Source organism: Marinobacter sp. CA1 (assembly GCF_020546665.1).
GTDB classification, from domain to species: domain Bacteria; phylum Pseudomonadota; class Gammaproteobacteria; order Pseudomonadales; family Oleiphilaceae; genus Marinobacter; species Marinobacter xestospongiae.
The window spans coordinates 3,359,388-3,380,713 of the sequence record NZ_CP071785.1 but is presented as its reverse complement, the minus strand read 5'-3'; the positions used below and the strand labels follow the sequence as shown (position 1 = coordinate 3,380,713).

17 protein-coding genes are annotated in these 21,326 nt (G+C 64.7%); 8 read left to right on the top strand and 9 right to left on the bottom strand.

Annotation, left to right across the window (positions count from 1 at the left end; genetic code table 11):
* The first annotated feature begins 101 nt into the window (after positions 1-101).
* The 6 genes from J2887_RS15430 (at position 102) to J2887_RS15405 (ending at position 6,909) form a co-directional block, all read left to right on the top strand.
* Positions 102-1,592, top strand: coding sequence for a CoA-acylating methylmalonate-semialdehyde dehydrogenase (locus J2887_RS15430; RefSeq protein WP_227171984.1), 1,491 nt, complete (start codon positions 102-104; stop codon positions 1,590-1,592).
* Positions 1,593-1,616: 24 nt separating this feature from the next.
* Complete coding sequence (locus tag J2887_RS15425; RefSeq protein ID WP_227171983.1) at positions 1,617-2,783, top strand: acyl-CoA dehydrogenase family protein; 1,167 nt, start codon at positions 1,617-1,619, stop codon at positions 2,781-2,783.
* Between the two features lie 35 nt (positions 2,784-2,818).
* A complete protein-coding gene (locus J2887_RS15420) occupies positions 2,819-3,598 on the top strand; it encodes an enoyl-CoA hydratase (RefSeq protein WP_227171982.1) in 780 nt (259 codons plus the stop codon).
* Between the two features lie 17 nt (positions 3,599-3,615).
* Positions 3,616-4,692: an enoyl-CoA hydratase/isomerase family protein gene (locus J2887_RS15415; protein ID WP_227176149.1), complete on the top strand. Its 1,077-nt coding sequence runs from the start codon at positions 3,616-3,618 to the stop codon at positions 4,690-4,692.
* An 87-nt stretch (positions 4,693-4,779) separates the two neighbouring features.
* The gene (gene mmsB, locus J2887_RS15410; protein ID WP_227171981.1) at positions 4,780-5,679 is read left to right on the top strand and encodes a 3-hydroxyisobutyrate dehydrogenase; all 900 of its coding nucleotides are present in this window, start codon (positions 4,780-4,782) and stop codon (positions 5,677-5,679) included.
* Between the two features lie 165 nt (positions 5,680-5,844).
* Positions 5,845-6,909: a proline racemase family protein gene (locus J2887_RS15405; RefSeq protein WP_227171980.1), complete on the top strand. Its 1,065-nt coding sequence runs from the start codon at positions 5,845-5,847 to the stop codon at positions 6,907-6,909.
* Positions 6,910-6,922: 13 nt separating this feature from the next.
* Here the strand turns inward: J2887_RS15405 and ilvM are convergent, their stop codons facing one another.
* The 8 genes from ilvM to J2887_RS15365 all read right to left on the bottom strand — a co-directional run bounded on the left by ilvM (position 6,923) and on the right by J2887_RS15365 (position 17,832).
* On the bottom strand, positions 6,923-7,180 hold the full coding sequence (gene ilvM / locus J2887_RS15400) for an acetolactate synthase 2 small subunit (RefSeq protein WP_227171979.1): 258 nt from the start codon (positions 7,178-7,180) through the stop codon (positions 6,923-6,925).
* On the bottom strand, positions 7,177-8,931 hold the full coding sequence (gene ilvG / locus J2887_RS15395) for an acetolactate synthase 2 catalytic subunit (protein WP_227171978.1): 1,755 nt from the start codon (positions 8,929-8,931) through the stop codon (positions 7,177-7,179). Before ilvG ends, ilvM begins: the two co-directional genes overlap by 4 nt.
* A gap of 317 nt (positions 8,932-9,248) precedes the next feature.
* Entirely contained in the window at positions 9,249-10,976 is a 1,728-nt protein-coding gene (locus J2887_RS15390) for a neutral/alkaline non-lysosomal ceramidase N-terminal domain-containing protein (RefSeq protein ID WP_227171977.1), read from the bottom strand.
* Between the two features lie 268 nt (positions 10,977-11,244).
* Positions 11,245-12,870: a methyl-accepting chemotaxis protein gene (locus J2887_RS15385; protein ID WP_227171976.1), complete on the bottom strand. Its 1,626-nt coding sequence runs from the start codon at positions 12,868-12,870 to the stop codon at positions 11,245-11,247.
* Positions 12,871-13,260: 390 nt separating this feature from the next.
* Complete coding sequence (locus J2887_RS15380) at positions 13,261-14,061, bottom strand: (2Fe-2S)-binding protein (RefSeq protein ID WP_227171975.1); 801 nt, start codon at positions 14,059-14,061, stop codon at positions 13,261-13,263.
* The gene (gene fhuB, locus J2887_RS15375; RefSeq protein WP_227171974.1) at positions 14,048-16,057 is read right to left on the bottom strand and encodes a Fe(3+)-hydroxamate ABC transporter permease FhuB; all 2,010 of its coding nucleotides are present in this window, start codon (positions 16,055-16,057) and stop codon (positions 14,048-14,050) included. The genes J2887_RS15380 and fhuB overlap by 14 nt, the downstream gene beginning before the upstream one ends.
* Positions 16,047-17,069: an ABC transporter substrate-binding protein gene (locus tag J2887_RS15370; protein ID WP_227171973.1), complete on the bottom strand. Its 1,023-nt coding sequence runs from the start codon at positions 17,067-17,069 to the stop codon at positions 16,047-16,049. Before J2887_RS15370 ends, fhuB begins: the two co-directional genes overlap by 11 nt.
* Positions 17,059-17,832, bottom strand: a complete 774-nt coding sequence (locus J2887_RS15365; protein WP_227171972.1) for an ABC transporter ATP-binding protein — start codon at positions 17,830-17,832, stop codon at positions 17,059-17,061. The genes J2887_RS15370 and J2887_RS15365 overlap by 11 nt, the downstream gene beginning before the upstream one ends.
* Before the next feature lie 185 nt (positions 17,833-18,017).
* Between J2887_RS15365 and J2887_RS15360 the strand changes: the two genes are divergently transcribed.
* Together J2887_RS15360 and J2887_RS15355 are read left to right on the top strand one after the other, a co-directional pair.
* Entirely contained in the window at positions 18,018-18,782 is a 765-nt protein-coding gene (locus J2887_RS15360; RefSeq protein ID WP_227171971.1) for a pseudouridine synthase, read from the top strand.
* Complete coding sequence (locus tag J2887_RS15355) at positions 18,779-19,762, top strand: FAD:protein FMN transferase (protein WP_227171970.1); 984 nt, start codon at positions 18,779-18,781, stop codon at positions 19,760-19,762. The genes J2887_RS15360 and J2887_RS15355 overlap by 4 nt, the downstream gene beginning before the upstream one ends.
* A gap of 9 nt (positions 19,763-19,771) precedes the next feature.
* Here J2887_RS15355 and J2887_RS15350 read toward each other — a convergent pair whose 3' ends face one another.
* Positions 19,772-21,325 (bottom strand): general secretion pathway protein GspF, encoded by a 1,554-nt coding sequence (locus J2887_RS15350; RefSeq protein WP_227171969.1) that lies wholly within the window; start codon positions 21,323-21,325, stop codon positions 19,772-19,774.
* Position 21,326: the final 1 nt, after the last annotated feature.

Below are 21,326 nucleotides of genomic sequence, written 5' to 3'. Positions count from 1 at the left end.
CAATCACTCCGGTTCGGTTCCTTTGCTAGCATCAAGTCATTGCCAACCGATGGTGGCCCCATCCGGGTCGCCTGCAAGACAACAACAACAGGAACACAGCCATGAAGAACGTACCTCTCTACATCGCTGGCGAGTTTGTTCAGAGCCAGACCGACAAATGGATCGATGTCACCAACCCGGCGACCAACGAAGTGATCGCCAAGGTCCCCTGCGCTACCGATGACGAAATGCAGCGGGCCATTGCCAACGCCTCTGAAACCTTCAAGAGCTGGAAGGAAACCCCGGTATCCGAGCGCGCCCGGGTGATGATGCGCTATCAGGCCCTGCTGAAGGAGCACCACGACGAGATCGCCGAGATCCTGGCCCAGGAAACCGGCAAGACCTTCGAAGATGCCAAGGGCGATGTCTGGCGGGGCATCGAGGTGGTTGAACATGCGGCCAACATTCCGTCGCTGATGATGGGCGAGACCGTTGAGAACGTCGCCCGCGAAATCGACACCTATTCCTACACCCAGCCGCTGGGCGTGTGCGCCGGTATTACCCCGTTCAACTTCCCGGCGATGATTCCGCTGTGGATGTTCCCGGTCGCGATTGCCTGCGGTAACACCTTTATCCTCAAGCCTTCCGAGCAGGACCCGCTGACCCCGACCCGTCTGGTTGAGCTGTTCGAACAGGCCGGCGCACCGAAGGGCGTGCTGCAGGTGGTTCACGGCGCCAAGGATCAGGTGGATACCCTGCTGACCGACCCGGCCATCAAGGCGGTGTCCTTTGTCGGCTCGGTCCCAGTCGGTCGTTACATCTACGAGACCGGCACCAAGAACATGAAGCGGGTGCAGAGCTTTGCCGGCGCCAAGAACCACATGGTGGTGATGCCGGATGCTGACAAACAGCAGGTCATCAACGCCCTGGTGGGCGCGTCAGTGGGTGCGGCCGGTCAGCGCTGCATGGCAATCTCGGTTGCGGTGTTTGTCGGTGCCGCGCAGGAGTGGATTCCCGAGGTGAAAGACGCCCTGGCGAAAGTCCGTCCGGGTGGCTGGAACGACAAGGAAGCGGCCTATGGCCCGCTGATCAGCCCGCAGGCCAAGGACCGGGTGGAATCGCTGATTGCCACCGGTGAGGGCCAGGGCGCCAAGCTGCTGCTGGACGGTCGTGGCTGCACCGTGGACGGCCTGCCGGATGGTAACTGGGTGGGACCGACCCTGTTTGCCGGTGTGACCCCGGAAATGGACGTCTACAAGGAAGAGATCTTCGGACCGGTGCTGTGCTGCATGGAAGTGGACAGCCTGGGCGAGGCCATCGAGCTGATCAACAACAGCCCCTACGGCAACGGTACCTCCATCTTCACCAACTGTGGCGGTTCCGCCCGTCGCTACCAGCATGAGATTGAAGTGGGTCAGGTGGGAATCAACATTCCGGTTCCGGTGCCCCTGCCGTTCTTCTCCTTCACCGGCTGGAAAGGCTCCTTCTATGGCGACCAGCACGCCTATGGCAAGCAGGCGGTGCGGTTCTACACCGAAACCAAGACCATCACCTCGCGCTGGTTCCACAGCGAGATGGAAGTGGACGCCAACTTCTCCATCAACCTTCGCTGATGATGGGGAGCAGAGGATAGCGGTATGGATTTCAACCTCAGCGAAGACCAGCTCGCGTTCCGTGAGGCGGCCCGGGCCTTTGCCCAGAATGAAATGGCCCCGCACGCCGCCACCTGGGATGAGGACCACATCTTTCCGGTGGAGGTGATTCGCTCCGCCGGTGCCATGGGCTTCTGCGGGCTTTACACCCCGGAAGCCCAGGGCGGCATGGGTCTGTCCCGGCTGGACACGTCGGTGATCGTGGAAGAGCTGGCCGCGGCGTGTCCCTCGACTGCTGCGTTCATCACCATCCACAACATGGCCACCTGGATGGTGGCCAGTTTTGCCAATGGTCAGGTGCGGGACGACTTTGCCCCGCGCATGGCCAGCGGTGAGTGGCTGGGCTCCTATTGTCTGACCGAGCCCGGCGCCGGCTCCGACGCCGCCAGCCTGCGTACCAAGGCGGTGCGGGACGGTGATCACTACGTGTTGAATGGCAGCAAGGTGTTCATCTCCGGTGCCGGTGGTACCCAGGTGTTGGTGGTGATGGCCCGCACCGGTGATGCGGACAGCGGCGCCAGGGGAATCTCGGCGTTTGTGGTGCCGGCGGACAGCGACGGCATTCACTATGGCAAAAACGAAGACAAGATGGGCTGGCGCAGTCAGCCGACCCGTCAGATCACCTTTGAGGACGTGCGGGTGCCTGTGGAAAACCGCATGGGCGAGGAAGGCGAGGGCTTTGCCATTGCCATGAAGGGGCTGGACGGTGGTCGCCTGAACATCGCCACCTGTTCCCTGGGCGGTGCCCAGGCCGCCCTGCTGCGGGCCCGCAACTATCTGCACGAGCGCAGCCAGTTCGGCAAGCCGCTGGCGGCCTTCCAGGCCCTGCAGTTCCGCCTGGCGGACATGGCCACCAACCTGGTGGCGGCGCGGCAGATGGTGCGTCTGGGGGCGTTCAAGCTGGACAACGCCGACCCGGAGGCCACCCTGCACTGTGCCATGGCCAAGCGGTTTGCCACTGACGCCTGTTTTGAGGTCTGTAACGAGGCCCTCCAGCTGCACGGTGGCTATGGCTACATTCGCGAGTACCCGCTGGAACGTTACGTTCGGGATCTGCGGGTACACCAGATCCTCGAGGGTACCAACGAAATCATGCGGCTGATCATCGCCCGCCGCCTGCTGGAGTCGGGGGTGGCGGAAGCCATCCAGTAACGCCAGCGACCCACGAACAACCAAGGATTCCTGACATGAGTGCATTGATCGAAGTGGAAAAGCAGGGGCACGTTGCCACCCTGACCATCAACAATCCGCCCGCCAACACCTGGACCCAGGATTCCCTGGCTGCGTTGGTGGATGTGGTTGAAGGGCTCAACCAGGACCGGGACATCTTTGCCCTGGTCATCACCGGGCAGGGCGAGAAGTTCTTCTCCGCCGGTGCCGACCTGAACACCTTTGCCGACGGCGACATCGGCCGGGCTGCGGTCATGGCCCAGGCCTTTGGCGATGCCTTCGACGCGCTGACCAACTTCCGTGGTGTGTCCATCGCCGCCATCAATGGCTACGCCATGGGCGGCGGCCTGGAATGTGCCCTGGCCTGCGATATCCGTATTGCCGAAGAGCAGGCCCAGATGGCCCTGCCGGAAGCCCGCGTCGGGCTGTTGCCCTGTGCCGGTGGCACCCAGAACCTGCCGTGGCTGGTGGGCGAAGGCTGGGCCAAGCGGATGATCCTGTGCGGTGAGCGGGTGAAGGCGGACAAGGCGCTGCAGATTGGTCTGGTGGAAGAGGTCGTGGGCAAGGGCGAAGCCCTGGCCAAGGCTCAGGAGCTGGCGGAAATGGCCTGCCAGCAGAGCCCGTCTTCCATTGCCCGCTGCAAATCGCTGGTGATGAGCGCCCGTGATGGTCGCAGCCACCGCGACGGCTGGCGCATGGAGCGGGAACTGTTCGTGGAGCTGTTCTCCACCGAGGACCAGCGCGAGGGCGTCAACGCCTTCCTGGAAAAACGCACTCCCGAGTGGAAAAACCGCTGATCGGCGTGGGCTGCACCATGAGTAACGAAAGCATTGTATTTGAAGAATGGGCGGTCAACGGGGGGCGCGTTGGCGTTGCCCGGCTGAGCGCACCGAAATCCCTCAACGCCCTGTCGCTGGAGATGATCCGCGAGCTGGCACCAAAGCTGGCGCAGTGGCGTGAGGACGATGGCATCCTGGCGGTCTGGCTGGACGCCGAAGGGGACAAGGCATTCTGTGCCGGCGGCGATATCGTGGCCCTCTACCGCGACATGCTGGAGCCAAAGCCGGCCGGCCAGGGCGGCGTGGGCGAAGCCTTCTTCACCGAGGAATACGCCCTCGACCAGGTCATCCACACCTTCCCCAAACCCTTCGTTTGCTGGGGCCATGGCATCGTCATGGGTGGCGGCATTGGTCTGATGGCCGGCGCCAGCCACCGGGTGGTGACGGAAAAGTCGATGCTGGCGATGCCGGAAATCACCATTGGTCTGTACCCGGATGTAGGCGCTGGCTGGTTCCTCAACCGTATGCCCGGCCGCACCGGGCTGTTCCTGGGCCTGACCGGGGCACGGATGAACGGGCCGGACGCACTGTTCACCGGCCTGGCGGACCGCTTTGTCTCGCAGCAGCACAAACCGGCGGTGATTGCCGCGCTGCAGGAAGCGGACTGGCAGAGTGAGCCTGCCGAAGCCGTGATCAACCAGGCGCTGCGCCGCTTTGAAAAGGCGTCGCTGGAAGACCGGCCGGCGTCACCGGTGCGGGATCACTTTGACCGCATCAACGAACTCACCGATGCCGATACCCTGGAGCAGGTGGTGACACAGCTGAAGGCGGCGGGCGAAGACGGTGACTGGCTGGCCAAGGCGACCCGTGCGTTGGCCGGTGCCTCCCCGACGTCGCTGTCACTGGTCTGGCGCCATCTGGCCCGCTCCCGCCACCAGAGCCTGGCGGAAGTGTTTGAGCAGGAGCTGGCGCTGTCGATCCGGTGTCTGCAGAAAGGTGAGTTTGCCGAGGGTGTGCGGGCGCTGCTGATCGACAAGGATCAGCAACCCCGCTGGCGCTACCCGGCGCTGAACGATATCGACCCGGAATGGATTGACGACTTCTTCCGCTGAGTTCCCGGGGCACCCATCCAGACCGGAGCCGATGTCCGGCTCCGGCGACCGTTACAACAAACCGGTACAAAAACAAGGAGAACGGAAATGGCCAAGATCGGATTTATCGGACTGGGCAACATGGGCGGCCCGATGGCCGCCAACCTGGTCAAGGCCGGCCACGAGGTGGCGGTGTTTGACCTTTCCGCAGACGCGGTGGCGCAGCTGGTGTCGGAAGGCGCCTCAGCGGCAGACTCGGCCCAGGCCGCCGCCGCCGACAAAGACTGCGTGGTCACCATGCTGCCGGCTGGTCAGCATGTCGAGGCGGTGTACCTGGGCGATAATGGCCTGCTGGCCAATCTGCCTACCGAAACCCTGGTGCTGGACTCCTCCACCATCGCTCCGGAAACTGCCCGCAAGGTGGCGGCTGAGGCGTCCGAGCGAGGCATCACCTTTATGGACACCCCGGTGTCCGGCGGTGTCGGTGGCGCCAAGGCCGGTACCCTGACGTTCATCTGCGGCGGCGATGCGGCCGGCTTTGAGCGTGCCAAGCCTATCCTCGAAGGCATGGGCAAGAACATCTTCCACGCCGGCGATCACGGCGCGGGGCAGGTGGCCAAGATCTGCAACAACATGCTGCTGGCGATCCTGATGTCCGGCACCTGTGAGGCCCTGTCCCTGGGCGTCAAGAACGGTCTCGACCCGGCGGTGCTGTCGGAGATCATGAAGCAGAGCTCCGGCGGCAACTGGGCGCTTAACGTCTACAACCCCTGGCCGGGGGTGATGGACGGCGTGCCGGCGTCACGGGACTATGAAGGCGGCTTCCTGGTGAACCTGATGAACAAGGATCTGGGCCTGGCCTTCGATAACGCGGTGCAGAATCAGGCCGCGATTCCCATGGGTTCCCTGGCCCGCAACCTGTTTTCCCTCCACGCCGTCAAAGGCAATGGCCAGCTGGACTTCTCCAGCATTCAGCGGCTGTTCCTGGAGGACGGGCAGGACGCCTGATTACCGTACTTCCCGGTTGCGCCTGGCTGGCGCATCCGGGGCCTTCCTCGTTTCGTTCTTTCCTTGTTCCCTGCTTGTCTGCTTTGGTCGATGATCTATCCTGAGGGGAATCTCAGTGTTTGAGCTGTTGTCTGCCCCATTTCGGTAACAAGAGGACGTCAGGTTATGTCGTGGACGAGTTCCCGCTGCCCGCCCGGGCACCGTATGCGCTCCATCGAGCTGGTGGACATGCAGTCCGGCGGCGATGTCAGCCGGATTGTCACCCGTGGCGTCGGGCATTTGCCCGGTGGCAGCGTGTTGGAGCAGATGCGCTATATCCAGAACTACGGCGACGGTTTTCGCCGCTGGCTGCTGAACGAACCCTACGGCGATCCGTTCATGTCCATCGACCTGATTGTGCCGCCGGGCAACCTCAGGGCCCAGGCCGGCTATATCATTATGGAAGCCATGGGGTACCCGCTGTACTCCGGCTCCAACACCATCTGCACCGCCACCGCCATCCTGGAGAACGGCATCGTACCGATGGACGAGGGCGAGCAGCAGCTGGTGCTGGAGTCGCCGGCCGGGCTGGCCCACATCACCGCCCATAACCGGGGTGGCCGGGTGGAGTCGATCACCACCCGCAGTGAGCCGGCCTTCGTTGCCGACCGCAACCTCAAGGCGACGGTGCCGGACTATGGCACGGTGCCGTTTACCCTGGTCTGGAGCGGTGCCTACTTTGCCATGGTGGATGCCGCGGCGCTGGGCTTCCGGCTGGTGGCCGAGGAGATGCCGGCGCTGGCAAGGTTTGGCCAGGCGTTCGTGGAGGCGGCCCGTCCGGCGGTCACCCAGGAGCACCCGGATCTGGGGCCGGTGGGGCCGCTGCCTTTTGCCCATTTCATGGGGCCGCTGGAACCCACAGCGACCGGGTACCGGTCACCCTCGGCCACCTACGTTCACCCCGGGGTGATTTGCCGCAGCCCCACCGGCACCGGCACCACCGCCCGTCTGGCGCTGATGCACGACTGTGGCCAGATCCAGGAGGGCCAGACTCTGGAGACGGTGTCGCCCCGGGGCAGTTCCTTCCTCGGCACCCTGCTGGGGGAAGCCACGGTGGGTGGCTTCCGGGCCGTCAACAGCGAAATCACCGGTCGTGCCTGGACCCTGGCCCACTCCGAAATCCACCTTGACCTGGACGACCCCCTGGTGGACAGCTCCGACCTTGCCGGCATCCTCGGCGCCGGCGACTGACGTCGCGACCGCGTCAGGCCCGGGCCAGTGCCAGCGTTGTCTCGGTACTGACCTGGGCCACCGTATGCAACTTTTCCAGCTGTGACTGCAACATGCCGATGGGGCGCTCGCCGCTGACCGTCAGGCCGATGGTGAGCTGGCCGTCGGCGCTGTCGGCGCTCATCTGCCGGATGCGGAAGCCTCGCACCCGGACCACCTGACACAGCCGCTCCAGGGCGGCGGGCTCGGCTTGCATTCGGCAGGTGAGGGTGTGCTCGGTGGTGGCGCTCATGCGGCAGTCTCCTTACTGGTCTTGGTGGTTGGCGTTTCTTTGCGGTTGCGCTGGTGCTCGTCCAGCATCTCGCGGTTGCCGGCGCCGGGTTTGACGATGGGCCAGACGTTGTCGTCACGGGCGATGGCGACGTGCAGCAGCATCGGTCCCTGGTAGGTCAGAATGGTTTCGATGCCCCGGCGGATCTGGTCACTGCGTTCGATGTGCAGCGAGGGAATGTCGAACGCCCGGGCCATGGCGAGGAAATCCGGGTTGTCGTCCAGGTCGATCTGGCTCTCACGGTTGCCATAGAACAGTTCCTGCTGCTGGCGCACCATGCCCAGGCACTGGTTGTCGAGGATGATCAGCTTCAGCGGCAATCGGTAGCGGCGAATGGTGGCGAGTTCCTGAGCGTTCATCATGAACGAGCCGTCGCCGGATACGTTGATCACCACCTGATCCGGGCGCGCGAACTGGGCGCCGATGGCGGCGGGCAAGCCGAAGCCCATGGTGCCCAGGCCACCGCTGCTGAGGTGATGGCGGGGATGATCGAACTGATAGTGCTGGGCAACCCACATCTGATGCTGGCCCACGTCGCAGGCGATGATGGCGTCGTCGGGGGTAATCCGGGACAGCTGGCGAACAAACTCGGGGCCATGGATCGGCGCCACCGTGGCTTCATTGTCGGCGGCGGGAAACCCTTTGGTGGTGGCCCAGGTGCGGCACCGGGCCTGCCAGTCCGCAATGGTCAGGGGGCGGTTGCTGAGCGCCTGGGTCAGGGCCTGCAGCATGGTGCTGAGATCCCCCCGCAAGGCGACCTCAGCCCGGCGGAGCTTGTGGAACTCGGCCTGGTCGGCGTCGAGGTGGATGATCCTCGCATTGGGGGCAAAATCGGCCAGCTTGCCGGTGGCGCGGTCGTCCAGGCGGGCGCCGATCACCAGCAGCAGGTCGCAGGCGTCCACTGCCAGGTTGGCGGCGCGGGAGCCGTGCATGCCGAGCATGCCCAACTGATGGGGGCTGTGTTTGCCGTGGTTGCCGATGCCCTTGAGGGTGACCACACCGGGCAGGCCCGAGGTGTCGGCGAAGGCCCGGAAGGCCGCTTCGGCCCCCGCCAGGCCGACACCACCGCCGCTGTAGAGCAGCGGTTGGCGGGCGTTGTGGAGCAAGGCCAGGGCGTCGCTCAGGTCCGGGCAGGGCGGGGCTGTGGTGGTCAGGGTGGTCTGGGCGGCCTGAGCGGTGTCGGGCGCGGCGGACGGACACGCCGTGGGTGCAATATCGGTGAGCAGGACATCCTTGGGGATGTCGATCCACACCGGTCCCGGGCGGCCTTCCTGGGCAAGGCTCATGGCTTCCTCCAGGATGGCCGGCAGTTCGTCGGTCTCGGTGACCAGGTAACTGTGTTTGACGATACCCAGGGCCATTCCGAGCACGTCGGTTTCCTGGAAGGCATCGGTACCGATCAGCGCCGAAGGTACCTGGCCGGTGATCACCAGCATGGGAATGGAATCCCGGTGGGCGTTGGCAACCCCGGTGATCAGGTTGGTGGCGCCGGGGCCGGAGGTGGCGATGCAGACCCCCAGCCGGCCGCTGGCACGGGCATAGCCATCGGCGGCCAGGGCGCAGCCCTGTTCATGACGGCACAGCACGTGCTCCACTCCGTCGGCATCCACCAGGGCATCGTAAAGCGGCATGATGCAACCGCCAGGGTAGCCAAAAACCGTGTCGATCTGGTGGCGTTGGAACGCCTCGAGAATGTGTTGTGCGCCGTTCATGTTGTAGTCCTTAGCCCATTGGCTCCCAAGTTTTTTCGACGTAAAAAAAAGCCCCCGGATCTTTCGATGCCGGGGGCTTTTTGGTGTCTGGTGTCAGGTGATTTCGTTAATTCTCCCGTCCGTCCACGACAAAGCCCCCGGTTGGCACCACGACCACCAGGATGACTTTGACTAGTACGATAACGGCGTTGAAGTTCATAGAATCAGAATCTTGCTAACGAATAACCTGCGATTGATGGCTAAAAACTACCCTACGCTTTTGGCCCAATGCAAGCGTTTTTTTGACCTCAATGGATATTTGTTGCCGCCGACCTGCGTCAGCGTTGCGGCGGCACCAGGTTAGAGCGCAGCGCCAGTTCCCGTGCCGGCACCTCCGCCGGTACCGTGACACGGTCGTGCTGGCGGGCACCGGCGGGCTTGGTGAGTTCGCCGGCAAGGGCGGAGAATTCGGTCTGGAACGCCGCCAGGGTCCACTGGCCATAGAGCGTGTGGCCACCCTCGTAGCATTGGGCCTGGTATTCCTCAAAGGTGGTGACGTAGCCCATGTACTCGTTGCAGTAGGTGCAGATCAGCACCCGCTCTATGGCGGTGGCGGAGGGCAGCGTGGCCAGTTGCCGGGCTACGGTCTCCCGCAGGCGCTGACCGGCCACAGTAGTGAACTCCCCTGGACAGCACACCATGGCGACGTTGCCCAGGGTAATGATCTGCAGCGGCAGCACCGAAGGCACCAGCGGGCTGTGATCCAGGGCGCCGGCACGGGCCTGGCGTTTGAGTTCCGCAACGGCGGGATCGGCAACGTCCGGCAGTCGCAGCTGGCGCAGCGGCTGACCCAGCAACCGCTTGCTGCCAGCCTCCAGCAGGATGTCCTTGTTGCCCTGGCTGCGGTACAGCCGCTGGTAGTGCGGGCTGTCAGACGGGGACGGCCTGCTGAGCCGGCGCCGCTTTAGCCGTCGACTGAGCAGCGCCGCCATCCGCGCCAGCGCTCGGGGCATGCCGGGGCCATCCACCGGGGTGCCGGCAAAGAACGCCACGCCGTGGCAGGGTTCGCTGGTGCAGGCGTCGGTCTCGCCGTTGGCAAAGGCCGGTGCGGCGCGACGGTGGCTGAAGTCTAGGTAGCTGAGCACGCCATCGATCGGGCCGCGAATCTCGACGCTGTCGGACGCCAGGGCGGCGAGGGCGAGGCTGGCCTGGTGCTGGCCGTTGCGGCGGGCGTAGCGGTACTCGGCCCGCCCCCGCAGACGGCGACGGCGACGATTCTGGCCGGGGCCATGGTAATGCGGGGAGACATCGCCGGCGGTGGCCTGGGCAAAGATCGCCACCGGCTCGGTGGCACCTGCCTCCGCCAGGCTGGCTTCCGCTGCCAGGGCAGCATAGCCTTTGTTGTCGCCGTCGTAGCGACCCTGCTGATTACCGACGCAGGTGGCGTGCACACCGAACAGGCTGAGCAGGGCCTGGATCTGGCCGTCCCGTTCGACCGCCAGTACCGGCATCGACCGGTCCAGTGCCCGGTGGCTGTGGCGACGATCCACCGGGATCACCTCCGGGTTGCGGTTGTAGGCCTTGAGGGCGCGGTTCCAGGCGACCTCGACCGGCTCCCCGAACCGTCCCTCCGCCAGCAGCAGCCGTCCGTGTTGGGCGCTGTCCAGGGCGGCCAGCAGGGCCTCGCAGGTTGCTTCGATGATGGCGTCGACATGCTCAGGCACGTAGCCCGGCGTTACCAGGTTGTAGAGGCCTTCCTGGGCACAGCCGCCGGGACCGGAGTGGGTGTGGGTACAGGTCAGTACCAGCCGTTGCGGATCAAACGCCGAGCCGAGGAAATTGGCCAGTCGCTGGCACACGCCCTTGCGCATGGCGCGGGTGATGTAGCCCAGGTCGAGGCAGCAGAACAGCAGTGGACGGTCGTCGCCCCAGGATAGGGTGAGCGCGCGGCTGTATAGCGAGGTTTCGACACCGCGGGCGCGGTGGTGCCACTGGCCGTAGCCATGCATGGCGTACCCCTGGGGTTCGATGGCAATCGGGCGACGGGCCCAGCCAGCAGTATACATGGGCGAATCCAGTTACTCAGTGGGGCGCTCCGGACGGTCGGGGCCCTTATTGTTGTTGGTCTGACTGTTGTTGGTTTAGCTGTTGTGATCAGAGTGTTGCTGATCAGGGCCGTCTGAGATTCGTCAGAAGAAGGTGGTTTCTGAGTCTAGGAAAGACAGGACAGGTTGTCACGTCGTCCGTTGGTGCTGGCCCGAACCGACTGGGGACCGCCGTCCGTGGCGGGTGAGTGTCCGGGTTTTGTTGCGGAATAGGTAGGGCGAGGGCCGCTCAGCGGCGGAAGCGGGCCGCGATTGCTTCGGCTTCCTGAGCCATGCGATCGAGTTCGGGCACGGTCTCCCGGTTTTCGGTTGCGGCCTGGTTCATCGACTCGGAGATCTCCGCCACGTCGGTAATGTTGCGATTGATGTCTTCGCTGACACTGGTCTGCTCCTCAGCCGCTGTGGCCACCTGGGTGGTGGCGTCGCTGACACTGGCCATGCGTCGGTTGATGCTGGCGAGGGTTTCCCGCACGGTGGCGACGGCTTCCGAGGTCTCCTGGGTGACTACCTCGCTGGCCTGCATATACTCTGTGGCGTCCTGGGAGCCGGAGGCGATGGCCTCAATGATGCGGTCAATCTCCACTGTGGCATCCTGGGTCTTGGCCGCCAGGTTGCGGACTTCGTCTGCCACGACGGCAAAACCGCGACCGGCGTCACCGGCGCGGGCGGCCTCAATGGCGGCGTTGAGCGCCAGCAGGTTGGTCTGCTCGGCGATTTCGCGGATCACCTTCATCACATCCCCTACACGGCGGCCATCGCTGGCCAGTTTGCTGACGGTTTCCGACGATGTCCGGATCTGCTCGGCGAGCCGATTCATGCTGCTGGTGGCGCTATTGATCTGGTCATCGGCCTGGTCGGTTTTCTCCGAGGTCTCCTGCACCTGGCTGGCCACCGAGGCGGCATGGGTGGCAACGTCCTGGGCCGTGGCCGACATCTCATTCATCGCGGTGGCGATCTGGTCGATGCGCAGATGGGCCTGCTGCGACTGGTCGGACACCCGGGTGGCGTTGTCGGAAATCACACTGCGGGTCTGGTGCAGTTGATCGGCGGTGGCCGACATCTGTCGGCTGGTGTGGCTGAGGAATTCGTGCAGCTTGCGGGCCGCGCCGGCCAGCCGGCCAAGTTCATCCGGTCGCTGGATGGTGACCGGATCGGACAGGTCACCGTCCCCCAGTTTCTCCAACTGACCAATGATGGTCTGGGTCGGACGGATGACGGCGCGGACCAGCACCCACATGCACGCCAGGGTGCCCAGGATGATGGTGATCAGCAGCAGCGAACCGACGGCCTTGGTGTTGGTGTCGACGTCGTTGCTCAGACTGCCGGCATGGTCGATGGCCTGCTCGCGGATGTTCTGCACCGCTTCGTCAATCAGTCGTGCCGGTTCCCGGTCGATGCCCTGCACCGCCTGGTCGCCGGCACTCACTGCCATGTTTGCCGCAACGAAGGCCTGGTAGCCCTCGCGATAGGCCTCGCCCATGGAACGGTGTGCCCGCTGGAACTGTTTCATCAGACTGACGGCTTCCGGGTTCAGCAGACGTGGTATCAGGTCATCCAGCGCCTGTTGGATATCGCCCTCCCGCTCCTGAAACCGGCCCCAGTACTTCTTGAGCTGGTCCGGATCGGAGCCACGGATCAGCACATTCTTCCACTCCTGGACCTGGGTCTTGAAGGTGATCAGCACATCCTGCGCTTCCAGAGCCGTTACCATTTCGGTGCCGGCCAGCTGGTCGTATTCATCCTTGGAGTCGAGGGAGAAGGCGAAATAGATCGCCGCCACGATGGCGATCGCCAGATTGGCGACCACCACGATGGCCAATACTCGATTGAGAATACTGCGTTTATACCAGTTCATAGCGCAAGATTTCCTGAGACGCTGAAAATTACGTGAACGTGCTTCAACAAGTATAGAAGAAACAAGCTTTTAAACATGACACTTTTGTTGCAGTGAAATGACGGTGGGAATGGCGCTGGCAACGTTGCAAATGAGAACTCTTATCGTTTATATTGGTCCTGTCGGTTGCAAACTGACCAAGCCCCTCCCGAGCGGATGACATCACGGGAGGCGATTTTCCAGTGGCAAATGCCATGGTCAAGACCCGGGGAAGTGAGACAGCGATTTTCCCCCAGCAAGGAGACAAGGGATGCACGCGGATACTGAAGTGTTGGAAGGACTCAAGCTTGCCGGTATTGCCTTGGGCGTTGCGGTGCTGGTGGCCGGCGGCACTGTGTTGAGCGGTCTGTTTTAATCAACCGCACCTTCGGGACTCTGGCTGGCGACCAGAGCCAGCCGCTCCTTGCGGTAGATGCCGCAGGTACCGCAATAGCCGCCATCCGGCAGCCGGTACTTCTGGCAGCAGCCCCGGCGTTGTGGAATCGCGCAGTCCAGCTCACCGAAGGTGAAGGGAATCCAGTCGATAAAGCGCCGGGCGTCGCAGTCGAAGCGCTGTAGCCAGTGGCTGGCCTGGTGGCACAGCTCCTGCGGTCGGGCGCTATCGTAAAGGGCGGAGTAGGGCGCGCACAGCGCCAGCCCGGTGCTGCTCCAATAGGCGCCGGCGCTTACCCCCAGCTGGCGACGAAACACCTCATACCACTGGCGGCTGAGCGTCGCCATTTCCCGGATATAGCATGCCTCATCCACGGTATCGGCGCCGGTGTCGGGGGCGAGATACCACTGCCCCTCCGGATCTGCGGTATCGAGCCAGATCGCGTCTGCCGCTGGCAGCCGGGTGTGGCCGTCCAGAAACAGAGTCACCGTACAGGGACCAAGCACCTGCAGGGCCAGGTTCTGGTGAAGCACCGATGCCAGCGAGCGGACATCGCCGCCCCGCAGCCGGGCGATGCCGGCCAGCAGATCGGCAAAGGCGTCGGGCTTCTCCAGGATCTGGGACAGTGACAGGGCGCCGGTGGCCGCGTCCGGGGCTTTGGGTTGCGGCAGCAACTGGCGGAGCTGGTCCGGCTGCTTACCGGCCTGGGCCAGCAGCCGGGGATAGAAGGCCGGCCCTTCGTCCTGATGGTGCTCCGGGCGATACTCAGCGACGGTCATGACGACTCAGTCCCCACAGGAAGTAAGTCCCCCCCACGATCGCGGCGAGAATGCCTGCCGGCAGCTGATTGGGGTACATCACCACCCGAGACAGGTAATCCGCCAGGGTCAGCAGGGCCGCACCGATGATTGCTGCCAGCAGCATCTGGCGGGCTACGGTTTGCTGCCCCAGCAGACGGGCCAGGTGAGGAGCCATCAGGCCGACGAAGCTGAGCGGGCCGATGATGATGGTCGCCGCCGCGGTCAGCAGGGCGGCAATCAGCAGCACCCCGGCACGGGCCAGAGGCACCCGCAGGCCCAGTGACAAGGCGGTGGGTTCTCCCAGCGGCAGGATTGTCAGCACCCGACTGACCAGCGCGGTGACGGCCACCAGAGCAGCGGCCACCAGCGCCAGTGCCAGCGCTTCGGTTTCAGTAACCAGCCAGGTGGAGCCGGACAGCCACGTCAGCAGCTTGTTGGCCTCGGTGCCACCGCCGGACAGCACCATGCGGATGCCTGCGTCCATGAAGACGTACACAGCCACCCCGCCCAGCAACAGTTGATGGCCAGAGAACCGATGTCGCCGTGACAGTGCGAACAACAGGGTCAGCACCGCAGCGCCACCGAGACTGCCGGCGAGCAGTTGCCCGGCACGGCCCGGATTCAGACCCATCAGTGACAGCACCACCATCGCCAGGGCGGCGCCGCCGCTGATTCCCAGTACTTCCGGACTGGCCATGACATTGCCGGTCAGACGCTGGATCAGGGTACCGGCGATGGCCAGTACCACGCCGGCAACCAGCGCTGCCAGCAAACGGGGACCGCGCCAGTCCCAGGCCTGGTCCCAGTTGCTTACTGCGGTCCATTGCCAGCCAGACAACGTCGGTGACCAGGCGATGGCCAACACCACCACCAGCGCCAGTACCACCAGCAACGCAATCAGCGGCAGCGCCAGAGGCTTGCGTTCCGGGGTGAAGCTGGCCGGCTCGGAGGCCTGGCCGGGCATGTGGCGGTCGTTCTTCATGCCCCGCAGGGCCAGCAGCAGGATCGGTCCGCCGATCAGTGCGGTGGCGGTACCGGTGGGAACCAGATTGCCGTCAGCCCAGGCGGTGGCCCATTGTGCCAGGGCATCGGCCAGCAACAGCAGGCCGGCGCCAAGCAGGGTGCTCCAGAGCAGGTGCTGGGCCAGGGTGCGGGCGCCAAGCAGGCGGGCCAGCGCCGGCGCCGCCAGACCAACGAACGCCACCACGCCCACCCGGCTGACCACCGAGGCCGTCAGCAGGATCACCAGCAGCATTGCCAGCAATCGCAGCGCTGTAACCCGGGCACCGAGGGCTTTGGCAGAGTCAGCACCGAGTTGCAGCAGCTGCAGTGGCCGCATTAGCAGGACCAGCGCGATGGCGAGCACCACCACCCGCGGCCACAGGGTCTGGAACTGGTTCCAGTCGTTCTGTACCAGCGAGCCGGCGCCCCAGATAAACAGGTTGCCCAGGTACTCACCGTGAAACAGCATGAAGGCGGCGTTGATGGCCCCCAGGAAGAAGCTCACCACCATGCCGGCGAGGATGACGGTGACCGGAGAGAAGCCCAGGCGCCAGGTCAGGGCAATGACCAGCCCGGTGCCAAGGATACCGCCGGTGACCGCGGTGAGGTCCGGACTCAGGGCCATCAGGCCGGGGATATAGACGGTGGCGATGGCGATGGCCAGTTGCGCGCCGGACTCCACCCCAAGGGTGGTGGGCGATGCCAGCGGGTTACGCAGGATCTGCTGCAGCACCGCGCCGGCCAGGCCCAGGCCGCTGCCGATCAGCAGCGCCATGGCCAGCCGCGGGGCCCAGCTGTAATGCACCAGTACCTGTGAGAAGTCGTCGGTGTTGGGGGCCCAGATTGCAGCGAGCAAGGCGTCGACCGGCAATTTGCCGAGCCAGGGCAGGGCACTGGCGAACAACGCCAGCAGCCAGATCAGTACGGTGCTCGAAGGCAGCCGCAGGGGCAGTGAGGGCGCCTTAGCGGACATTGTCACTGCCGCCGGACAGCAGTTGTTCGGTCAGGGTGTTGGCCAGCCGGCGTACCGAGTGCACGCCGCCAAAGGTCCACACCGGGTCGATCTGGTAGACCTGGTTCTGACGCACCATCGGCAGGTGTTTCCAGAACGGGCTGCCGGCAAGCTGGTCCTTCAGGCCCGGAGGCGTTGGCGAAATGGCCACCAGCCGGGCCTGTTGCAGTGGCGCCAGTTCCTCCAACCCGACCAGGGAGAAGCCCCAGAAGTTGCCTTCCCGCTGCCAGGCGTTGGTCAGCCCCAGGCCCTCGATGCCGGCCTGGAGCAGGCCATTGGGGGTGTTGATGCGAACGTGGCGGTCGTCCATAAAGCCGACAATGGCCACCGGTCGGTCGGTGAGGCCGGCGGCCTCAAGACGGGCGCGGTTGTCGGCCAGGGTGGCGTCGATGTCGGCCAGCACGGTCTCCGCCCGGGATTCCCGGTCCAGCATCTGGGCCAGGGTGGTGAGCATGGTACGGGCCTGCTGATAGGGCTGGGTGCCCTCGTCGTACACGCTGATGACATAGGTCGGGGCAATGGCCGCCAGTTGCTCGTAGGCGGGCGCCAGTTGGCCGGAGGTGACGATCAGGTCCGGAGCCAGTTCACTGATGGCCTCCAGACTGGGGGCGCTGCGGGCCCCGACGTTGGCGACGCCTTCCGGCAGGGCCGGGTCCTGCACCCAGACCTTGTAGTACTCCAGATCCGCCACACCCACAGGCGTCACCCCGAGCAGGGCCAGCGCCTCGGTGGCCGCCCAGTTGAGCGCAACCACCCGTTGCGGCGGACTGTCGAAGGAAATCGAGCCTCGCTCGTGTTGCCAGGTGTCGGCCAGCGCAAGCTGACTGACGCTGAGGCACAGCCAGGTGGTGACGGCGAGGGCCAGGCGGGCGCAAAAATGGCGGATCGGGTTCACGGACATGACGACCTGGGCCTGTTCAAAGGGCAAATGGTTGATGGACATATCGTTAGTGGACATATCTCTAATGGACATAGGACACCCATTGGCCGGGCGCGCGTTCCATCACCCCCATGGGCACGCTGTAGATGGATTCCAGCACCTGCTCGTTCATGATCTGTGCCGGCGTGCCGTCGGCCGTTACCGCGCCGGCTTTCAGGGCCACCAGGCGATCGCAGAACCGGGCCGCCAGGTCGACATCGTGCAGCACCATGACCACCGTCAGCTCGCGCTGCTCTGCCAGGCGCTGGATCAGGCGCAGGGTTTCGACCTGGTGCAGTACATCCAGCGCGGAGATCGGTTCGTCCAGCAGCAGGCAGCGGGTCTGCTGGGCCAGCAGCATGGCGATCCAGGCGCGTTGGCGTTCACCGCCGGACAGGGTGTCCACCGAGCGCTGGGCAAAGGCCTGCAGGCCGGTGTCGTCGATGGCCTGGTCGATCAGCCGCTGGTCCTCATCGCGATAGCGACCGAGCGGGCCCTTCCAGGGGTAGCGTCCCAGCGCCACCAGCTCGCGCACGGTCAGACCGTCGGTGGCCGGGGTGTACTGGGGCAGGAATCCGACCTGGCGGGCAAAGTCCCGCTGGCCAAGGGTGCCGAACGCGTCGCCCTGAAGCGCGAGTTCGCCGCCGCTGGGCTCGAGCTGGCGAGCCAGCACTTTCAGCAGGGTCGACTTGCCCGAGCCGTTATGGCCCAGCAGCGCGGTCACTTCGCCATCGTGGAAATCGAGGCTGATGTCCCGGAGGATGGAGGTCGAGGCGATCTCGACGTCCAGATGACGAATCTGGAAGAAACTGGGCATGAGGGTTCCAACAAGGGGAAAGTTGCGGACTGAGAGGGTAAAAAAAATACGAACGATTATCAACGTGAAGGCGTGTTCACCTTCTTCTGGAGGAGGATGGGAGGATGGGGGAAGAGTAGGGAGAATGAAGATGAAAAAGAGGCGGGAGGGGACAAGCCCGGTCCGAGGCCGTAGAATATCCGCCAATGAACGCCTGTCAGCCAACCCCCAATCCCCTGTCCGAACTCTACCGTGACGATGACCTGCTGGTGGTGCACAAACCCGCCGGTTTGCTGGTACACCGCAGCCCCATTGACCGACACGAAACCGAGTTCGCCCTGCAGTATGCCCGCGCGCTCAATGACGGCCGTCATGTCTACCCGGTGCACCGGCTGGATCGTCCCACGTCCGGGGTGTTGGTATTTGCCCGCAGCGCCGCCATGGCCCGGGTGCTGGGGGAGCAGATGATGGCCGGTGCGGTGGCGAAGACTTACCTGGCGGTGGTTCGGGGCTGGCCTGCAGCCCAGGGGCTGATCGATCACCCGCTGCGGGAAGAGCCTGAGGATCGCCGCCTGAAAGGCCAGGAGCAGCCGGTGAGGGAGGCCCAGACCCGCTATCGCACCCTGGCCACCACCGAGATTGCCGTGGCCATCGAAACCTACCCCAGCAGCCGTTACGCCCTGGTGGCGCTGGCCCCCAGGACGGGGCGCAAGCACCAGTTGCGACGCCACATGAAGCACATCAGTCACCCCATCATTGGCGATGCCAACCACGGTCGCGGCCGCCACAACCGCTACTTCGCCGAGCGCTTCGGCCAGGGACGGCTGCTGCTGGCGGCGACCCGGATGGGGTTCCGGCATCCCGGCACCGGTGAGCCGCTGACCATCGAAGCGCCGTTGGAGGCGAGTTTCCGCGAGGTGCTGTCGATTTTCCCGCAGCCTTTGCCCGACCTTGAAGGTGTGGTGGTATGACCCTGCGCGCCATGACCCTGCTGGTCCTGGTCGGACTGATCAGCACCAGCGCCCGGGCGGAGTGGTTCCGCTTCAGCGGCAGCGCCATGACCACGCCCATCGAGATGGAGTTCTGGGCGGCGGACCGGGACCAGGCCGAACGCCTGAGCAGGCAGGTGTTTGCCGAGTTTGATCGGATTGACCACCGGATGAGCCGGTACCGGGAGGATTCCGAGCTGTCCCGGGTCAATCGCCAGGCGGCGGACGCTCCGGTGGTGGTGAGCGACGATCTGTACCGGGTGTTTGAGCAGGCCCGGCGGGTGTCGGAACTGAGCGACGGCGCGTTCGACATCAGTTTCGGGTCGGTGGGGTACTTCTACGATTACCGTCGGGGTATTCAGCCCAGCGAGCAGGAGCTGGCCCACAATCTGCCCCGCATCAACTACCGCGACATTGAACTGGACCCCGAAGACCGGTCGGTGCATTTCCGCCAAGACGGCCTGTTGACCGATCTGGGGGGCATCGCCAAGGGCTTCGCTGTCGACCGGGGCATTGAGCTGCTGCGCGCCGGTGGCATTCGCCACGCCCGCCTCAGTGCCGGCGGTGACATGCGCCTGCTGGGCGACCGGCGGGGCCGGCCCTGGGTGGTGGGGGTCCGCGACCCGCGCCGGGAAGAGGCCATGGTGGTGCGGCTGCCCCTGGCCGATGTCGCCATTTCCACCTCCGGGGACTACGAACGCTTCTTCATAGACGACAGCGGCACCCGGGTGCATCATATCATCGCGCCGTCCAGCGGCCGGCCCGCCGAAGGCGTGCAGAGCGTCACCATCCTTGGGGATCAGGCGCTGGTGACCGACGCCCTGTCCACCGCGGTATTCGTGCTCGGAGCCGAGCAGGGGCTGGCGATGATCAACCGGCTGCCGGGGATCGACGCCATCATCATCGACGACCAGCGCCAGCTGCATTACTCCGAAGGCCTGATGCCTCCGGAGGGGCCTTAGGGGGCCGGCTCAGATCGTACCACTGACAATCCCGGGCAACGCGATCAGGCTGTCCTGCAGGGTGGCGTTGCCGAGCCCATGGCCGGGGAAAGTGGTGCCAAAGTTGCCCTGTTCACCATGTAGCGCCATGTAGTTCAGCAGCACCGTCTGGACCAACTGGTTAACGTTGTTGGCTGCCGGGCTGGAGGCGGTTTCCACCGAGGCGTCTGCGCGCATGTAACCGATCTGGTTGCGGATGGCCGCAGGGCGGCCATTGGGGTTGTAGACCAGGAAGAACGAGGCAGCGGTCTGCTGGTTGTCGCCGGTCCATTCGCCCTTGCCACGGCCTTCGGCGGAGTCATCGATGCGGCCGTTACTGGACACCGAGCCGTCGCTGAAGACATACATCATCAATGGCATGTTGCGGCGGGCGGCGTACTCCAGACACGCCCCCATGCACTCGCCGGCCAGGAAGTCACGGCGTTCGCCGGTGCCCCGCTCGCCGGTGTGGTAGTCGTAGCCGCCCATGGTGATCGTGCCAGCGCCGGCAAAGCCGTTCACCACCAGCTTCATTACCGCCGCGGTCTTGCGGAACTCCGATTCGCCGTTGTACTGGGCGCTGGTAAAGATGCCGCCGGGACCAACGATGTCCGGGTCCAGATCCGGGTCCAGGGTGCTGGGATCGCCGAAACGATCCGCCAGGTCGGCACTTTTGACGTACCCGCACCGGACCAGGTCCTTGATCACCTCGTCTGCGGTGATCTGGGTGTTCACCCGGTTCATCTTGGCGTCGCTGATCCGCTGGATGGATTCCATGACCGCCACGGCGTCACTCTGGTCCAGCAGCCCCACCAGATCCCCCACGTCCACCAGGCCGGTGACATCGGTACGGCGGTCCACTTTGGTGGGGCGGGCCTCCGGGTCGATCAGATCCATCGGTGCCAGCGAGTTGCCGCCGGAATCGGAACTGCGTGAGCCGATCAGTGACAGCAGGGAGCCGTCGGCGCCCGCCCGATAGATGCCGTACATGGGGTTATGGGGGTTGTTGCCGGTGTCGTTCTCCGAACGCGCCGCGATGATGGCGCCGTTGGTGGCGGCCCGTGTGCCGGCGCCGGTGCGGGCCTGGATACCGCGCAGGAAGCCGCTGTCGGTGTGGAACGCCAGTCCCATCTCCTGATTCACAAACGCCGGATCATTGGGCAGCATGTCGCCGGGCAGCCCCAGGCGGTTGTAGCCGGCGGTGGTGAGGAAATCCTGCTGCCCTCCGCTCTTGCCCATCAGCACGTTGGAACCGGCGATGTTGGCGCCGCCGGCCAGGTCAAAACAGATAAAGGGAATCTTGCCAGCCCCCTGGACGCCAAGGCTGCAGCTGCTCTTGAGTGCTTCCAGATCCGACGACAGTGCCGCCTGGGCTGCCCGCGGGTTGGCAAACAGGCTCAGGGCGGAGGCGCCGAACACGGTCGCGGTACCAGCGCGGAAGCCCTGGGCGATGAACTCGCGCCGGGTGATGGGTCGGCGGTGGTCCGGGTGGTGCAGCGGCTGATGATTGGCCAGGGCCTTGTTGCGCGAGCGTTTGATAAACATG

Excerpts from the sequence above, each read along its gene's own strand:
- J2887_RS15430 (WP_227171984.1), top strand. The coding sequence starts at position 102 with ATGAAGAACGTACCTCTCTACATCGCTGGCGAGTTTGTTCAGAGCCAG.
- J2887_RS15425 (WP_227171983.1), top strand. The coding sequence starts at position 1,617 with ATGGATTTCAACCTCAGCGAAGACCAGCTCGCGTTCCGTGAGGCGGCC.
- J2887_RS15420 (WP_227171982.1), top strand. The coding sequence starts at position 2,819 with ATGAGTGCATTGATCGAAGTGGAAAAGCAGGGGCACGTTGCCACCCTG.
- J2887_RS15415 (WP_227176149.1), top strand. The coding sequence starts at position 3,616 with ATGAGTAACGAAAGCATTGTATTTGAAGAATGGGCGGTCAACGGGGGG.
- mmsB (WP_227171981.1), top strand. The coding sequence starts at position 4,780 with ATGGCCAAGATCGGATTTATCGGACTGGGCAACATGGGCGGCCCGATG.
- J2887_RS15405 (WP_227171980.1), top strand. The coding sequence starts at position 5,845 with ATGTCGTGGACGAGTTCCCGCTGCCCGCCCGGGCACCGTATGCGCTCC.
- ilvM (WP_227171979.1), bottom strand. The coding sequence starts at position 7,180 with ATGAGCGCCACCACCGAGCACACCCTCACCTGCCGAATGCAAGCCGAG.
- ilvG (WP_227171978.1), bottom strand. The coding sequence starts at position 8,931 with ATGAACGGCGCACAACACATTCTCGAGGCGTTCCAACGCCACCAGATC.
- J2887_RS15390 (WP_227171977.1), bottom strand. The coding sequence starts at position 10,976 with ATGTATACTGCTGGCTGGGCCCGTCGCCCGATTGCCATCGAACCCCAG.
- J2887_RS15385 (WP_227171976.1), bottom strand. The coding sequence starts at position 12,870 with ATGAACTGGTATAAACGCAGTATTCTCAATCGAGTATTGGCCATCGTG.
- J2887_RS15380 (WP_227171975.1), bottom strand. The coding sequence starts at position 14,061 with ATGACCGTCGCTGAGTATCGCCCGGAGCACCATCAGGACGAAGGGCCG.
- fhuB (WP_227171974.1), bottom strand. The coding sequence starts at position 16,057 with ATGTCCGCTAAGGCGCCCTCACTGCCCCTGCGGCTGCCTTCGAGCACC.
- J2887_RS15370 (WP_227171973.1), bottom strand. The coding sequence starts at position 17,069 with ATGTCCATTAGAGATATGTCCACTAACGATATGTCCATCAACCATTTG.
- J2887_RS15365 (WP_227171972.1), bottom strand. The coding sequence starts at position 17,832 with ATGCCCAGTTTCTTCCAGATTCGTCATCTGGACGTCGAGATCGCCTCG.
- J2887_RS15360 (WP_227171971.1), top strand. The coding sequence starts at position 18,018 with ATGAACGCCTGTCAGCCAACCCCCAATCCCCTGTCCGAACTCTACCGT.
- J2887_RS15355 (WP_227171970.1), top strand. The coding sequence starts at position 18,779 with ATGACCCTGCGCGCCATGACCCTGCTGGTCCTGGTCGGACTGATCAGC.
- J2887_RS15350 (WP_227171969.1), bottom strand. The coding sequence starts at position 21,325 with ATGTTTATCAAACGCTCGCGCAACAAGGCCCTGGCCAATCATCAGCCG.